General features: G+C 63.1%; 9 protein-coding genes. 5 read left to right on the top strand and 4 right to left on the bottom strand.

Going from position 1 to position 15,770, the window contains the following annotated elements; genetic code table 11:
- Window positions 1-14: 14 nt before the first annotated feature.
- The gene (locus RALTA_RS28670) at window positions 15-1,595 is read left to right on the top strand and encodes an efflux RND transporter periplasmic adaptor subunit (protein WP_012354840.1); all 1,581 of its coding nucleotides are present in this window, start codon (window positions 15-17) and stop codon (window positions 1,593-1,595) included.
- A gap of 14 nt (window positions 1,596-1,609) precedes the next feature.
- On the top strand, window positions 1,610-4,777 hold the full coding sequence (locus RALTA_RS28665; RefSeq protein ID WP_012354839.1) for an efflux RND transporter permease subunit: 3,168 nt from the start codon (window positions 1,610-1,612) through the stop codon (window positions 4,775-4,777).
- Between the two features lie 713 nt (window positions 4,778-5,490).
- On the opposite strand, the gene RALTA_RS28660 is transcribed toward RALTA_RS28665, so the two are convergent.
- From RALTA_RS28660 to RALTA_RS28645, 4 genes are all read right to left on the bottom strand, one after another.
- The gene (locus tag RALTA_RS28660) at window positions 5,491-5,718 is read right to left on the bottom strand and encodes a hypothetical protein (protein ID WP_012354837.1); all 228 of its coding nucleotides are present in this window, start codon (window positions 5,716-5,718) and stop codon (window positions 5,491-5,493) included.
- Window positions 5,719-5,947: 229 nt separating this feature from the next.
- The gene (locus RALTA_RS28655; protein ID WP_012354836.1) at window positions 5,948-8,929 is read right to left on the bottom strand and encodes a Tn3 family transposase; all 2,982 of its coding nucleotides are present in this window, start codon (window positions 8,927-8,929) and stop codon (window positions 5,948-5,950) included.
- A 51-nt stretch (window positions 8,930-8,980) separates the two neighbouring features.
- The gene (locus RALTA_RS28650; RefSeq protein ID WP_012354835.1) at window positions 8,981-9,415 is read right to left on the bottom strand and encodes a hypothetical protein; all 435 of its coding nucleotides are present in this window, start codon (window positions 9,413-9,415) and stop codon (window positions 8,981-8,983) included.
- Window positions 9,416-9,553: 138 nt separating this feature from the next.
- Window positions 9,554-10,501 (bottom strand): DNA-binding protein, encoded by a 948-nt coding sequence (locus tag RALTA_RS28645; protein ID WP_012354834.1) that lies wholly within the window; start codon window positions 10,499-10,501, stop codon window positions 9,554-9,556.
- A gap of 164 nt (window positions 10,502-10,665) precedes the next feature.
- On the opposite strand from RALTA_RS28645, the gene RALTA_RS28640 reads away from it, so the two are divergent.
- The 3 genes from RALTA_RS28640 (at window position 10,666) to RALTA_RS28630 (ending at window position 15,767) form a co-directional block, all read left to right on the top strand.
- On the top strand, window positions 10,666-11,838 hold the full coding sequence (locus tag RALTA_RS28640; RefSeq protein ID WP_012354833.1) for a tyrosine-type recombinase/integrase: 1,173 nt from the start codon (window positions 10,666-10,668) through the stop codon (window positions 11,836-11,838).
- Window positions 11,839-12,387: 549 nt separating this feature from the next.
- A complete protein-coding gene (locus tag RALTA_RS28635) occupies window positions 12,388-13,824 on the top strand; it encodes a carbohydrate porin (protein WP_081479558.1) in 1,437 nt (478 codons plus the stop codon).
- Window positions 13,825-14,030: 206 nt separating this feature from the next.
- Complete coding sequence (locus tag RALTA_RS28630) at window positions 14,031-15,767, top strand: ABC transporter permease (RefSeq protein WP_012354830.1); 1,737 nt, start codon at window positions 14,031-14,033, stop codon at window positions 15,765-15,767.
- The last annotated feature ends 3 nt before the right edge of the window (window positions 15,768-15,770 follow it).

The raw sequence follows: 15,770 nt of genomic DNA, 5'->3' as shown, positions 1-15,770 counted from the left end.
GGGACTACCGCAGCATGTCAATTACTACCAAGCAAAAGTCCATCATCGCGGCAATCGTCGTCATTGGTGCGCTGGCAACCGGAGGCGTACTGTTGACGAGCGGCCAGTCCGGCAGTGGCGCGGACGAACATGGGCACAGCCATGGCGACCATGCGGAGGCCAAGGGCCACGCGGACGCGGAACACCACGACGGCGGCAAGGAGGCAGGACACGACCACGCCGAGGGCCATGCCGACGAAGAGCATCATGAAGCCGGCCCGAAGGGGCCTCACGGCGGCCAGTTGCAGACCGAGAAGGACCTGACCATTGAAACCCTCCTCGCCGAAGATGGCGACGACGCTCGCCTCCGGCTGTGGGGCACGCGCAAGGACAAGGCTATCGCTGCAAAAGACCTTGCGGCGACGGGCACACTCAAGCGTCCCACGGGCGAGACCGAAGCGTTGGCGTTCGTCGCCAAGGACGGCTATCTGGAAAGTACCACCGCCATCGGCGAGCCCCATGTCTTCCAGGCCGATATCGTGGTACGCGCCGCTGGTGCTCAGCTGACCGTCGCACTCAACAAGGACGAGGATGTCGTTCGCCTGAGCGAGAGCCAGCTCAAGTCATCGAACGTCGCGATCCAGGCAGCCGGCCCGGCGCAGATTGCCTCGACCCTGCAGTTCCCGGGCGAGATCCGCTTCAACGAGGACCGCACCGCCCACGTGGTGCCGCGCCTGGCGGGCGTGGCCGAGGCCGTGCCGGCATCCCTGGGCCAGACCGTGAAGAAGGGCGAAGTGCTGGCCGTGATCGCGAGCACGCAGCTCTCCGAGCAGCGCAGCGAACTGCTCGCGGCCCAGCAGCGTCTTGCACTGGCCAAGACCACCTACCAGCGTGAGAAGAAGCTCTGGGAAGAGCGGATTTCCGCCGAGCAGGACTACCTGCAGGCCAGGACCGCGCTGCAGGAAGCGGAGATCGCGGTGCGTAACGCCGGCCAGAAGCTGAGTGCCATCGGCGCTTCGGCTGCGTCCAAGGGCCTGAACCGGTTCGAGCTGCGCGCGCCGTTCGACGGCGTGATCGTGGAAAAGCATCTGGCGTTGGGCGAGGCCGTGAAGGAAGACGCCAATGTTTTCACCATCTCGGACCTGAGCACGGTGTGGGCCGAGTTTGTCATCTCCCCCAAGGACCTTGGCAATGTCCGCGTTGGCGAACAGGTGACGATCTCTTCGACGGCCTTCGAGGAGAAGGCGCAAGGCAAGGTTTCCTATGTCGGCGCCTTGCTGGGCGAGCAGACCCGCACGGCGCGCGCGCGCGTGACCCTGAACAATCCCAAGATGGGCTGGCGTCCCGGCCTGTTCGTAACCGTTTCGCTGACGGCTGGCGTCGCCGAAGCACCGGTGACCGTGACTACGGAAGCGATCCAGACGGTGCGCGATGAGCCCGTCGTGTTCGTGGCGGTGCCGGGCGGATTCTTGCCGCAACCGGTCAAGCTCGGGCACTCGGACGGCAAACGGACCGAGATCCGAGAGGGCATGCGCGCCGGCATGAAGTACGCCGCGACCAACTCGTTCCTGCTCAAGGCCGAACTCGGCAAGGCGGGCGCGGAACACGCGCACTGATACCGGAGACCAGCATGTTCGAACGTATCATTCGCTTTGCCATTGAGCAGCGCTGGCTGGTGCTGCTGGTCGTGCTCGGCATGGCCGCGCTGGGCGTGTACAACTACACCCGCCTGCCGATCGATGCCGTACCCGATATCACCAACGTCCAGGTACAGGTCAACACGGCCGCGCCCGGTTATTCGCCGCTCGAGGCGGAGCAGCGCATCACCTTCCCGATCGAGACCGCGATGGCGGGCTTGCCCGGGCTGGAACAGACCCGCTCGCTGTCGCGCTATGGCCTGTCCCAGGTCACCGTCATCTTCAAGGATGGCACCGATATCTACTTTGCGCGGCAGCTGGTCAACCAGCGCATCCAGGAAGCGCGCGAATCCCTGCCGGTCGGCCTGACACCGACGATGGGCCCGATTTCCACCGGCCTCGGCGAGATCTACATGTGGACGGTCGAAGCCACCGAGGGCGCAAAAAAACCGGATGGCAAGCCCTATACGCCTACCGACCTGCGCGAGATCCAGGACTGGGTCATCAAGCCGCAGCTGCGCACCGTGCCGGGCGTCACCGAGATCAACACCATCGGTGGATACGCCAAGGAGTACGTGGTAGCACCCAGCCTGGAGCGGTTGTCGAGCTACGGCCTGTCCCTGGCCGAGCTGGTGGCGGCGCTCGACAAGAACAACATGAATGTCGGCGCCGGCTACATCGAGCGCCGCGGCGAGCAGTACCTGGTGCGCGCGCCGGGCCAGGTCCGCTCGATCGAGGATATCGGTGATGTGGTCATCGGTGCCAATAAAGGCATCCCGATTCGCATCCGGGATGTGGCCGATGTCGCCATCGGCAAGGAACTACGCACCGGTGCGGCGACCGAGAACGGCCAGGAAGTGGTGTTGGGCACGGTCTTCATGCTGATCGGCGAGAACAGCCGCGCGGTCTCCCAGGCCGTCGACAAGAAGATCGCCGCGATCAACAAGACCCTGCCGGCCGGCGTCAAGGCAGTACCGGTGTACGACCGGACCACGCTGGTGGACAAGGCCATTGCCACGGTGAAGAAGAACCTGCTGGAAGGCGCCATCCTGGTGATTGCGGTGCTGTTCCTCTTCCTCGGCAATATGCGGGCGGCCGTCATCACGGCCCTGGTCATCCCGCTGTCCATGCTGTTCACCTTTACCGGCATGGTGAGCTACAAGGTCAGTGCCAACCTGATGAGCCTGGGCGCGCTCGATTTCGGCATCATCGTCGACGGCGCCGTCGTCATCGTCGAGAACTGCGTGCGGCGCCTGGCGCATGCCCAGTCCCTGCATGGCAGGCCGCTGACCCGGACCGAACGTTTCCACGAAGTGTTCAATGCATCGAAGGAAGCCCGCCGGGCCCTGATCTTCGGTCAGCTGATCATCATGATCGTGTACCTGCCCATCTTTGCGCTCAGCGGCGTGGAAGGCAAGATGTTCCACCCGATGGCCTTCACGGTGGTGCTGGCATTGTTGGGAGCGATGATCCTGTCGGTCACCTTCATTCCCGCGGCCGTGGCGCTCTTCATGGGCGACCGGATCTCCGAGAAGGAGAACCGGCTGATGGCGTGGGCCAGGAAGAAATATGAGCCGGCCCTGGACGCCGCGCTGCGCAATACGTCGATCGTCGCCGTCTTCGCCGCGGTCCTGGTCCTGTTCTCCGTAGCCGTGGCCAGCCGGCTTGGCACGGAGTTCATCCCGAACCTCAACGAGGGCGATATCGCCGTGCATGCCCTGCGCATCCCCGGCACCAGCCTGAGCCAGGCGGTTGCAATGCAGGGCGAGCTGGAAAAGCACATCCGGAAGGTACCCGAGGTGGAGCGCGTCTTCGCCAAGATCGGCACGGCCGAGATTGCCACCGATCCCATGCCGCCCAACGTCGCGGATACCTTTGTCATGCTCAAGCCGGCCGACCAGTGGCCGAGCCCGCGCCGCAGCCAGGCCGAGGTGCTCGCCGCCATCCAGGAGATCGTGAGCAAGGTGCCGGGCAACAACTATGAGTTCACCCAGCCGATCCAGATGCGATTCAACGAGCTGCTTTCCGGCGTGCGCAGCGACGTGGCCGTCAAGCTGTTCGGCGACGACATGGACCAGTTGAACAAGGCCGCAGCCGGCATCGCCAAGGCCCTGCAGGGCGTGGCCGGCGCCGAATCGGTCAAGGTGGAGCAGACTACCGGCCTGCCGATGCTGACCATCAACATCGACCGCCAGAAGGTATCGCGCTATGGCATCAGCCTGTCGGAAGTGCAGGAGACGATCTCCACCGCCATCGGCGGCCGGGAAGCCGGACTGCTGTTCGAAGGGGACCGCCGCTTCGATATCCTGGTCCGGCTGCCAGACGAGGTGCGGCAGGACATCGAGGCACTCAAGCGCCTGCCGGTGCCGTTGCCCAAGGAGGTCGCCTCGCAGGCCACTTCTTACGTGCCACTCGGCGAGCTGGCAAGCTTTGACATGGCACCGGGTCCGAACCAGATCAGTCGCGAGAACGGCAAGCGGCGTGTGGTGATCAGCGCCAACGTACGCGGACGTGATATCGGCTCTTTCGTCGCCGAGGCGGAAGACAAGATCGCATCGCAGGTGCAGATCCCTGCCGGCTACTGGACCACGTGGGGTGGCACCTTCGAGCAACTTCAGTCCGCCACGTCGCGGCTGAAGGTCGTGGTGCCGGTCGCGCTGCTGCTGGTCTTCCTGCTGCTGTTTACGATGTTCGGCAATCTCAAGGACGGCCTGCTCGTCTTCACGGGCATTCCGTTCGCGCTGACCGGCGGCATCCTGTCGCTATGGCTGCGCGGGATTCCGCTATCTATCTCGGCGGCAGTGGGCTTCATCGCCCTGTCCGGCGTGGCGGTGCTCAATGGCCTGGTGATGCTCTCCTTCATCCGCACGCTGCGCGAGGAAGGCCGGGAGCTGGACGAGGCGGTGCGGGTCGGTGCCATCACGCGCCTGCGCCCGGTGCTGATGACGGCGCTGGTAGCTTCGCTGGGCTTCGTGCCCATGGCAATCGCGACGGGAACGGGGGCGGAGGTGCAGCGGCCGCTGGCCACCGTGGTGATCGGCGGCATCCTGTCTTCCACGGCACTGACCCTGCTGGTCCTGCCGGCCCTCTATCGCTATGTCCATCGCCGCGATGAAGAGGAGGCGGCCGTGGTCGAAGTGCCTGGCAGACAGCCGGCCTGATCTGGCCGTGACTAAGCCGGGTTCCGGCATCCGGGCCCGGCTTCAGAATATTCTGTCACGCGCGCCCAACCTTCCACCACCACGGGTTCACCGGGGTGCGCTGAGGCGGGCACGGAGCAATGGTGACGCCGATCGCCTTTTGATTTAAAGCGTTATACGGATCAAAAGGCGAGTTGCTTCGCGAAATGGCCCTCGGAAGCGTCTTGGATTGAGGGTCGACCTGTGCGTTTTGCCGCTTCGCAAGGGGAATAGCGTCCCATGAACCACAATCACGTTTCCAATGAGGTAGCGGTCACCATCGGTGTCTTGACGGTCGGGCTGCTATTGCTATTCGGCGCCTTTGCCGCCTTTCTTCGTTGGCGTCATGGGCCGATGACAAAGTCAAAGAAAAAGTCAAAAGCACGGCCCAAAGGTCAGAGCGGTCCAAGGCGTCGTGGTTGACGCAGACACACATGCATTGACCGGAAGTCGGTGCCCGGGACCGCTTCCGACTGGGGATGCCACACGGCTAAACGTGGTTTGATTTGGTCCGACGGGCAGCAATGAACGACCGTGGGGGTTCAGTGACCACGAGGATGGTGATGGTATACGAGGGTCGGCCGGGATTCGTGAAATTTTCGCCAAAGTTGGCTTAACTATCTGATCCGTAAAGAAAAAATGTCTCTGCGTCGAGCCAGCCACGGTTGTGTGGGCAACACTTGGCGTGACTGCCGCTATCGCATACGGATGTAGGCACTGAAGAGCCCCGGGTGCAGGTCGCGGAAGGTCTTTCGTCGTTCGAGGAGTTCATGCTGCCGGCCTTCGCGTTCCAGGCTCAGCATGTCGAGCATGAGCGAGGGCATGTCGACCAGTATCTCGATGGTCGGCGCGAGCGCGTCGATCGGATATTCCGAGGTCAGCCGAAGCGGCGCCTCACGTCCGCCGGTGGTCGCGTTGCTCAAGCGCCGCCAGCACGTCATTGCGTAGCATGACGTCGCGGCTGTGTTCGAAGAGGTCGAGCCGATTCGTCACGGTGTTCAGGTCGGTGGTTTTCCAAGAGTCTGCGTCAGTTGCCCGCTTGCAGGAGCGGGTCACGACGGGTAAGCCTTCGACATGCGTCGATGGCGCTGTCTCGCACGACGATGGCGCGCCGCGCTCGCGGAAGTCGCGGGCATTCTTGCCAACCTCCCACTACGCCGCCGATCCGAAAACGAAATCGATCGACGTATCGAGCGGCGGCACCTTCCGCTGGAGATCCACCAAATAGGACCCGAGCCGGTTGATGTGGTCCTTCCGGTAAGGCGACAGCGCCTGGAGCACCTCGGCGTCGACGGGATGGCCCTTCACTTGCAGCTCCTTCAGTTTGCGCGACATCCACTGCACGTTGTAGAGGATGACCATGTTCGCGACGAGTTGGTTGTACTTGATGACTTTGCGCTGCTCGTGCCGGACGTTTTCCGCGATGACGTCGCCGCCGGACATCAGCCATTTCGCGAAATCGTTGAACTGCTCGCTCTTGTTCGTCGCGGCATGGATCGTCCGGCGCATTTCCGGGTCGTTGATATAGCGCAGCAGGAACAGGGTGCGGATCACCCGGCCGAGCTCGCGGAACGCGAAATACAGCTTGTTCTTGACACTCTCGGAGCCGAGGCGGCGCAGGATCGTCGATGGCGTCATACGGCCGGCCTTGATCGAGATGGCAACGCGCAGCATGTCCGGAAAATGCCTTTCGATCAGGGCCCAGTCGACGTTGCCGCGGAACAGTGGCTCGATGTTCCTGTAGCGACGGCGCCGGTCCGCCTTGTAGAAGCGCAGCTCCTTGATGTCGCGAATGCGGGGCATCAGCTTGATGCCGAGCAGGTGTGCGAGTGCGAAGACCGGCGCGCTCTGCGCCTGCGTATCGCCGTGAACCGTGTCCGGCTGCACATCGGAGGTATTCTTGATCAGCCCGTCGAGGATGTAGACGGCTTCATGCACGCCGCACGGGATGAAGTGGCTGAACAGCGCGATGTACTTGTCCGACACGTGGTAGTAGCCGATACCGCCATAGCCGCCGTACCGGATGTGATATTCGGATAGCAGATTCTGCTCATAGAGATTCCATTTCGTGCCGTCGGCCGAAACCCGGCTGCCGGAGCCCCAGAACTTCGGCAGCGCAAACTGGTTGTATGCGTTGATGACCCTGACGATGGCCTTGTCCAGGCGCTCCTCGGTCACGTGGCGCAGATTCAGCCAGGCAAGCTGCTTGCGGCTGAGGTTCTTTACCGAGCGCGCGGTCTGTGCCGGTCCGAGGTTACACCCATAGCAGAACAGCGTTGTGATGAAGCGTTTGCGCGGCTCGTCGATCTTTGCCTCGAAGCCGGATAATGGGCCAAACAGTCGGTGTAAATCGAGCCACTGTTCGGTTTCGGTCAGGATGTCAAGGATGCTCACCGGCCGCATCGACGCCGTGATGGCCTGGTCGATCAACATCTTGTTTGGCGGGTCGGGCTTCTTCTCGAGCTTGTGGAGAATCAGACCCTGGTCGCCAATCTCGACGTAGTCGTTCTCCGGAAAGGTAGCGTCGACCTCGTCTGCCAATGCGCTGAGTTTGTCCTTCAGTTGCTGGACGAAGGCCCGGCCATCGACCGGGAAGTCGACGAATTCGGCATAGCGCGGCAGTTCCTCGCGGAACTCCTCCCACGATATCTGGTGTTCACGGGGATCGTCATACTGGTCGCTGTGCTCGACATAAACGTCGCCGGAGTTCAGTTCACGTCTGAGCTGGCTGAACACGCACAACTCGAAATATTTCCGGTGCAGCAGTCGAGCGGACCGCCCGTCCGGGAAGACAAATTTCTCCCACTTTTCCGGGATCCAGTCGAGCGGCAGCTCGGCGAGGTCCGCGTCGCCCAGCAGCAGGTATTCGCGACGTGACGCCCGGTATGGCTGGATCCAAGCGAGCGCGTCGAGCAGGGTATCGTCCTGCGAGCTAGAGCGCAGCGACAGGATGTCGAGGAATTGGAACAGCAGCGACCGCAGATTCCTGTATGGGGCCAGCAAAAACGGGATGGCGTGATTGCCGGTATATGCGATGTGCTCGTTGCATCGGTTCAGGGCACTGCTGGGATCGTCATTGAGGGATGCCCTCATGCGCGCGATGCGCTCGGCGGCTGGAGCCTCATCGTCTTGCAGGATGTGGAGCACATCGCGAAACTGACTGACAAGCGATTCGAGTTCGTCAGCGTGTGCGAGCCGATACTGTTTCATGCGCAGATCCGCCGTGCCTTCCAGGTTGCGGACCGTCTTGATGAAGATTTCCGCGACGTCATCAAGTGCCTTCTGCAGCTGCGCGAGGATGAACAGCACGGCAAGCGTGTAGCGCTTCGCCGGCTTGAGCACGCGCATCTCATGGATGTCGAGGGCTCGTGCTTCCAGGACGAGCTGCATGCGCTTGGGGACTGAAAGAATGTCCGGCGGGGGCGGCAAGCCGTCGGCCAACTCGGTTATGGCCTGGATGTGCTTGAGGAAGCTTGCCACCTCGCGCGGCCTTGGCCGTTTTGGTTCCCGCTTCAGTTCGTCCCAGGGCGTGCGTCCCGCCCGGTTGATGAAGAGAGCGTCGAGGCGGGCTCTGAGCGGCTCGTCCAGCGCCTCCGAGTAGGCCTGGTAGATGGCCTCGTGAAGCCGGCTGCGGGCGGAAGCAGCAATGCGCGAGAGTGTGGCCAGCGGCGGCAGTTCGTAGCGCTGCCTGATGAGTTCCTCAAGCAGCACGTTGACGATGTCCGGCAACTCTGCCTTCGTGCGCGCGGCGATGTCCGCCACGACAGCAAGCCATTCATGGGTCAGCGCGTCAACAACGCGGATGCCGACAAATTCGCGCAGTACCTTCTGGTGCCGAGACTTGCTGCCCGACCTGTCATAGCGCTTGATCGTTGCGCGGGGCGGCGATCGGACCTTGAGCACCGAGCAAATATGGTCGACGATTTCGGGCGGCACGTCTGACATTGGCGGCATGTATCCCAGACGCTGGAGCAGTTTGAGCTGCGTCAGAATCAGCACGCGTGTTGGCGCCTGCCGGAACTGGCCGTACACGAAGCGGATTTCGGCGGCGCTGGGCGTGAAGACTGCCCGCAACTCGTCTGCCGCAATCTCCGCTGGCAGTAACGGGTACGCGGTTTCGGAAATCTGGTTCATAGGTGCCGCGCGAATCGAGCCAGCCGGTACCGTTGCAGCATTTTCCGCGTGTCAGCGTTGCGGCAATCTGAGCGAGCCCGATAACACCGCAGCGGCAAGGTCCGCATCGCTCATGCCCAGGATCCGGTCGATCGTGCCGTGCGACAGCTCGTCTGTCAGCGCGAGAATATCGTCGAGCAGCGCCGCCAGCCGCTCGATCCGCGCGCTCAGATGAGCAAGTTCTTCGCGCTCCTGCGGTGTGAGCGGCCCGGATCGCCACCGTGTAACCTGCTCGCGCTGGATCGGCAGAAAATCCCGTTGCTCGCCGTAGACCTGGCGCGTCCGGGCCAGGGTGGCGTCGTCAAGCACATGGGGTCGCGACCGGCACCGGGTCAGAGCGTCGAAGGTAGCCTGTACCTCTTCAATCTGCGCGCCGGCGAGATCAAGAATGACCGGCAGCGCAGCGATCGGCTGCCAGGCCGGTGTTTGCGGTTCGTTCGTGTTCATGAGGCTCGGTTTCCTGTCGGGCGGTTGCTCATGGCACTGCATCGGTCCAGCGCCGCCAGGCGAGGACCGAAGGCCCGATTGTAGCGCGGGCGCTGAGGCACTCCGCGGTACTCCGAAAGCCGTTGTTCGCTGTTTGGCTCAACTGGCGCGACGTCTGGCTGTACGCGCTGGCGCGGATTCGTCGCGGCCCTTGAGCTGGCCCTGCAACAGGGCTACCTGCTGGGTCAGGGAATCGCGCTCGCGCCGCAGTTCGCGCGTTTCTTCCATGACACCGGCGAGCTGTTTTTCATGCCGTTCGGCCAGCCGCCGCTGTTCAGCAGCGTCGGCGGAGAGACGCTGCCCGTCGGCCACAAGTTGCTCGTTTCGTTGCCGGGTCTTCGAAACGGCCGCTTCCGCGCGACGCTGGGCTTCGCGCGCTTCGTCGGTCTGCAGCATGACGAGCTTCTGCACGCCTTCGAGCCGGGCGGTGGCCTGGTCGACCTCCGCCCGCAGGGCGGCCTCGTGTTCGGCGCGGGCAGCCCGCACAGCTTCCAGTTCGCGGGCATGGGTGGACTGCGCTTCGTGCAGGGCCTGGTCCGATTGCGCGCGCACGGCATCGCGCTCAGCCACGGCTGCTTCGGCCTGGCGGATGGCTGCGTCCAGCTGGGTCTGGCCCCTGGCGTGATCGGCAAGCGCGGTGGCGAGCCGCGCCTGCAGGTCGTCAACCTGAGTGCGAAGCGTTTGTACTTCCGCCTGCAATCCCGCATTGGCGACCTGCAGCGATTCGGCGCGCGTGGTTGCGGCGGCCGCTTCGGCCTCAAACTCCCCGCTGCGCTGCGCAAAGACCTGTTCTCCCTGCGCGACGGCCAACGCCCAGACAGACAGCATGGCGTTGGCGACGGCTGGCGGCAATGCGGCAGAGAGCGCGTCGTTGCGCGCCTGCTCGTCCTTCCACAGCTTCAGCTCGTCATTGATGGTGGTGCGGCTGCCCTGGCGAATCTCGGCGTAGATCAGGTCGACGGTGAGCTCATGCGGGTGTCGGCCCGCGGCAACCAGGCGCGCGGCTGCTTCACGGGTGCGTAGACGGGTATCGCTGATACGGCTCATGGGCGGAAGCGGCTGAGAGGTGGAATTTCTGGATTCTGAATAATGCATATGATCGTATTACGTTATATACGTAATCACAAGCGCCAGAAATTTACGATAACGCGCATAATCGTAAGCTTCGTAGGTGTACGATGCGGAACCCCGCCGCAAAATCGTGTCAGTCCATGAACTTGCCCGCTCCAGCACACGAATCAGTCCTGCCGATCGTATTGCCCTCTGCACTGGACGGCCGTGACGGCACTAACCGGGCGCGCGCCGCCAACCGGCAGGTCACGGCCGATACCGACCTTGAGGCCGTACGCTTGTGGCTTGCCGAGTACGCCAGTTCGCCGCACACCCTGCGCAGCTACCGAAAGGAAGTGGTGCGGCTGCTCGTCTGGGCAACACGCACGCTGGGCAAGCCGATGTCGAGCCTCACGCGCGAGGATTTCCTGCTTTATGAGCAGTTTCTGGCCGCGCCGACGGCCGACTGGACCGACCCGGCCCTGCCGCGCCGCGGCGGCGCGCGGCGGCTTTTCGATGGGCCGCTGTCCGAGCGCAGCCGCCGTCAGGCGCTCGGCATCCTTTCCGGACTGCTCGACTACCTTGTCGCGGCCGGCTACCTCGCGGGCAATCCGCTTGCCCTGCGCCGCAGCCGCTCAACGCGTGGCTCGCGCGCTCGACGCGTCGAGCGTTATCTCGATCATGCGCTGTGGCAGGTGGTGCTCGCGTCGATGGAGGGCTGGCCGCAGGGCACGCCGCGCGAGTGCCAGCATTACGAGCGCAGCCGCTGGGTGATGCGCTTTCTCTACCATACAGCGCTGCGCGCGAGCGAAGCCGCCCGCGCGAGGGCAGCCGACTTCGTCCAGCGGCGGGGGCGCTGGTGGCTGTACGTTGTCGGCAAGGGTGGCGCCGAGGGCGAGGTACCAGTGAGCGACGCGTTGATGGCCGAGTTTGCTCGCTATCGCGCGTTCCACGGCCTGCCGCCGATGCCCGCGCCCGGTGAGCTGAGCCCGGCCATTCTGAGCGTCGCCGGCGACGCGCAGCGGCACCTCACGCCGACGGCGGTCTATCTGATCGCGAAGGAGGTGTTCCGGCGGGCGGCCGCCGTGTTGGAGGCGAGCGATCCGGCCGGCGCGGTGACGCTGACGCGTGCCTCGACGCACTGGCTGCGCCATTCTGCGGCTTCGCACCAGGCCGACGCCGGCACCGATATCCGTTTTATCCAGAAGAACCTGCGGCATGCCTCGATTGAGACGACTGGCATCTACCTGCACGCCGAGGACGATCGGCGGCATGCGCACACCGTGGGCGAGCAACAGTGTCAACCATCCACCACGCCCGCTTTGCCACAGTAGGCGCTGATCGCCCCTGTCATTTGTGAGGCGCTCGGCCCTTTCCATCGGCCTCGAATGGATCGGCCTAGCCAAGGCCTAGCCGGGGTTTCCGCTGGCGTCGCGTAGGCGCCGGCATCGAGAGAGTCAGTGACTGATTTGGTCCGCCGCCGGGTGAGGCGCATTTTGACGGTTCCGCCGACGAAAACCACGTGTCGCAGAAACACCGCAGTCGCCTCTATGGGCCTCCGAAAATCCATTGCGGTCCCATGAAACATTTTGGTATGCTGCGCCCGGTCATCACTAAGGGTTCTCCCCATGGACTGTTGTTCTAGTCGGCGCCACGCCGATCACTGAACGGCTAGTCAGTCAAGGCGACATCTCGCCACTGCCTAGCCGTTACCGGCGGGTAGTGGCAACCATGCAGATTCTCCTGTGTGGCCACCTCCCGATTTTTCTTGTTAGCGATCTACCGAGTAGGCAGATGCGGGTGACGTTTGCGCTCACTCTTTGGCCCTCTCGGGTAGTCGCCCCGAGCCTACACGCGCCATAGAAGCGCGTGAGGGAGGTCTCATGTCGTTCATTACCTGTTTTCAGTTTGCCTTCTCCGCCCTCACCCTTTTGAAGGGCACTCGTTGGTCGGCCCGCACGCTCGCGGCGCTGACCGTGGTGCTCCTAGCCATTGGTCTCGCACCGGCGCATGCCCAGAACGCCGGTGAAAGCCAGCCGGCTTCCGGCGCTGCCCCCGGCAATGCGACGGCAGATCCGATGGAGGACCGTTTTGCCTTCCACGGGCAAGCCACCTACATCTGGCAGCGCAAGCCTTCGTTTGGCGCGGCCTATTCCGGCGAGCACAGCCTCGGCACGGAACGGGCCAAGAGTTATTCGTTCACCAGCACGCTCGACCTGGGCCTGCGCCTATGGCAAGGGGCAGAGTTTCACTTCAATCCTGAAGTCTCGCAGGGTGTGCCCTTCTCTGGCCTGCATGGTCTCGGAGGCCTGACCAACGGGGAACTGGCCAAATCGTCGGGCACCAATCCTACGTTCTACCGGGCCCGCGCCTTCGTGCGCCAGACCTGGGGCCTGGGTGGTGGCGAGGAGAAGCTTGATGCCGACTTCAACCAGTTTGCGCGAACCGTCGACAAACAGCGCGTCGTGCTGACCGCTGGCAACTTCGGCGTGCTCGACGTCTTCGACCTGAACCCCTACGGCTCCGACCCGCGCACCCAGTTCATGAACTGGTCATCGCTGACACATGGCTCGTTCGACTATCCCGCCGATGCGCGCGGCTACAACTGGGGCGTGTCGCTAGAGTACGTGGGCGATGGCTGGTCGGCGCGCTTTGGTCATTTCCTGCAACCGCTCGAATCCAACGGACTGAAGCTCGACACACGGATGTTTGAGCACTACGGCGACATCCTGGAGCTTGAAAAGCGCTATACCCTCGCTGGCCGTCCCGGAGCGGCGCGCCTGCTGCTCTGGCGCAATAAAGCGAAGATGGGCAAGTTCAGCGATGCCATCGCATTCGGGCAGGCCAACAACGTGACGCCCGATGTTGCCGACGTGCGCGCGGAACATGCCAAGGTGGGCGTGGGCATTACGTTGCTGCAGGAGGTCAATGATTCGCTGGGCGTGTTCTTCCGCGCCAATATGTCGGACGACAAGACGGAAACCTACGCCTTTACCGAGATCGGCAAGCAAATTGCCGGCGGCGGCACGCTCAAAGGCACGTCCTGGGGACGGCCCAATGACGAACTCGGGGTGGCGATGGCCGTCAACATGCTGCGATCACCGCACCGGGACTACCTGGCCGCCGGCGGTCTGGGAGCGTTCCTCGGCGATGGCGCATTGCGCTATGGACCGGAACAAGTGCTCGAGATCTATTACAGCCTGGCGTTGTTGAAGTACTTCAGCGTCAGTCCGAATTTTCAATACATCCGCAACCCGGGCTACAACCGGGACCGGGGGCCGGCAACATTCTATGGCGTCCGGTTCCACGCCGAGTTCTGAGGCGCAGAGCGATAGTATCCCAGTGAACAGGAGGAGCCATTATGGATGACGCCTCTAGTCGCTGTGCTGCGCCTGCCAACTACCCGTAGCCGCTGGCGACCCGGCCAGGGTAGTGAATCCAATGGCTCGCGAACCTGTTCTGACCAAGCTGCCAGCACACGCTTCGTGGGCTTCCGTTTAACCATGCTGTCGGCCAAGGAAGCCCCATGGCAAACGAATTCATGCCGCAACTCCCAGGTACGGCTCGGCGTCTGCTGCCGAACCGCTGGGATTTCATTGCCCTACCACTGATTATCGGCCTGCTGGTAGTGGCCGCGTCAGGCATCCGTGAAACACTGGCACCGCTTGCCGGACCCAGCGCCGAGGCAATTTCGCTAGATCCTGCCATGCTGCCCGAGTACGCCCTGCGGACCACGCTGCGTATGCTGGCCGCGCTGGCGGCGTCGCTGCTGTTCACCTTCACGTATGGCACGCTGGCAGCCAAGAGCCGCCGGGCGGAGAAGGTACTGGTCCCCATGCTCGACATCCTGCAGTCGGTGCCGGTGCTAGGCTATATCTCCTTCACCGTGGTCTTTTTCCTTGCGCTCTTTCCGGGCCGCATGCTTGGCGCCGAGTTGGCGGCCATCTTTGCGATTTTCACCAGCCAGGCTTGGAACATGACATTCAGCTTCTACCAGTCATTGCGCACGCTACCGCCTGACTTGATCGAAGTGTCGAACAGCATGCGCCTAACGCCCTGGCAGAAATTCTGGAAGCTGGAGGTGCCGTTTGCCATGCCGGGGCTGATCTGGAACATGATGATGAGCATGTCGGGCGGCTGGTTCTTTGTTGTCGCCTCGGAAGCCATTACGGTCGGCGACAAGTCAATCACCCTGCCTGGGGTCGGCGCCTTCCTGGCCACGGCCATTGCCGACAGCAATATGGCAGCGGTGGGTTGGGTCATCCTGGCCATGATCGCAGTGATCGTCCTGTACGACCAGTTTCTGTTTCGTCCGATGGTGGCCTGGGCAGATCGCTTCCGACTGGAAAGCACGAGCGCGCAAACCGCGCCGCAGTCCTGGGTGTTGAACCTGGTGCATCGTACCCACTTGATCCAGAGTTTGCTGCGTACCTTCGGCCGCCTGCTGCGCAAGCTGGCGCGGGCCCGCTTCGCGGTGCAACTGCCCGCGGCCTCAGGCCCCCAGCGGGCTGGCCTGGCCCGCGTCGTTGACGTGGTCTGGAGCCTTCTTGTGGCAGTGCTTGCCGGTTATCTGCTGTGGCGGACGGTCAGCTATGTGCACACTGAAGCCGGATTGGACGAAGTTGTGAAAGTCATTGGGCTGGGGCTGCTGACACTGTTGCGCGTGCTGGTGTTGATCGTCCTCACCTCCCTGATCTGGGTGCCGGTTGGGGTCATGATTGGGCTGCGGCCCCGGCTTGCCGAAAAAATCCAGCCACTGGCGCAGTTCCTGGCCGCCTTCCCGGCCAACCTGCTGTTCCCGGTATTTGTGTTCGGCATTGTCCATTTCCATCTAAACCCAGACATCTGGCTGAGTCCGCTGATCGTTTTGGGAGTGCAGTGGTACATCCTCTTCAATGTCATCGCCGGGGCCACCGCATTTCCGAACGACTTCCGCGAAGCGGCCACGAACTTCCGCATTCGTGGCTGGCAGTGGTGGAGGCAGATCATGCTGCCCGGGATTTTTCCCTACTACGTGACTGGCGCCATCACCGCGTCGGGCGGCGCGTGGAACGCGAGCATTGTGTCCGAGGCCGTGTCATGGGGCTCAACCAGCCTGTCGGCGCATGGCCTTGGCGCCTATATCGCCCAGTCCACCGCCGCTGGAGACTATCCCAAAATCGTCCTTGGTATCGCTGTCATGTCGATCATGGTGGTCTGTTTCAACCGTTTTCTGTGGCGTCCGCTGTACGCCATCGCCGAAAGCAAGCTGCGCATGAACTGAGAG

Origin of the sequence: Cupriavidus taiwanensis LMG 19424 (assembly GCF_000069785.1) — a bacterium.
Lineage (GTDB): Bacteria > Pseudomonadota > Gammaproteobacteria > Burkholderiales > Burkholderiaceae > Cupriavidus > Cupriavidus taiwanensis.
Note: the sequence above shows the minus strand (reverse complement) of the source record. Positions and strands in the feature narration are given on the sequence as shown.

What these genes read in the sequence shown, in the direction of transcription:
- RALTA_RS28670 (WP_012354840.1), top strand. Translation starts at nt 15, where the DNA reads ATGTCAATTACTACCAAGCAAAAGTCCATCATCGCGGCAATCGTCGTC.
- RALTA_RS28665 (WP_012354839.1), top strand. Translation starts at nt 1,610, where the DNA reads ATGTTCGAACGTATCATTCGCTTTGCCATTGAGCAGCGCTGGCTGGTG.
- RALTA_RS28655 (WP_012354836.1), bottom strand. Translation starts at nt 8,929, where the DNA reads ATGAACCAGATTTCCGAAACCGCGTACCCGTTACTGCCAGCGGAGATT.
- RALTA_RS28650 (WP_012354835.1), bottom strand. Translation starts at nt 9,415, where the DNA reads ATGAACACGAACGAACCGCAAACACCGGCCTGGCAGCCGATCGCTGCG.
- RALTA_RS28645 (WP_012354834.1), bottom strand. Translation starts at nt 10,501, where the DNA reads ATGAGCCGTATCAGCGATACCCGTCTACGCACCCGTGAAGCAGCCGCG.
- RALTA_RS28640 (WP_012354833.1), top strand. Translation starts at nt 10,666, where the DNA reads ATGAACTTGCCCGCTCCAGCACACGAATCAGTCCTGCCGATCGTATTG.
- RALTA_RS28635 (WP_081479558.1), top strand. Translation starts at nt 12,388, where the DNA reads ATGTCGTTCATTACCTGTTTTCAGTTTGCCTTCTCCGCCCTCACCCTT.
- RALTA_RS28630 (WP_012354830.1), top strand. Translation starts at nt 14,031, where the DNA reads ATGGCAAACGAATTCATGCCGCAACTCCCAGGTACGGCTCGGCGTCTG.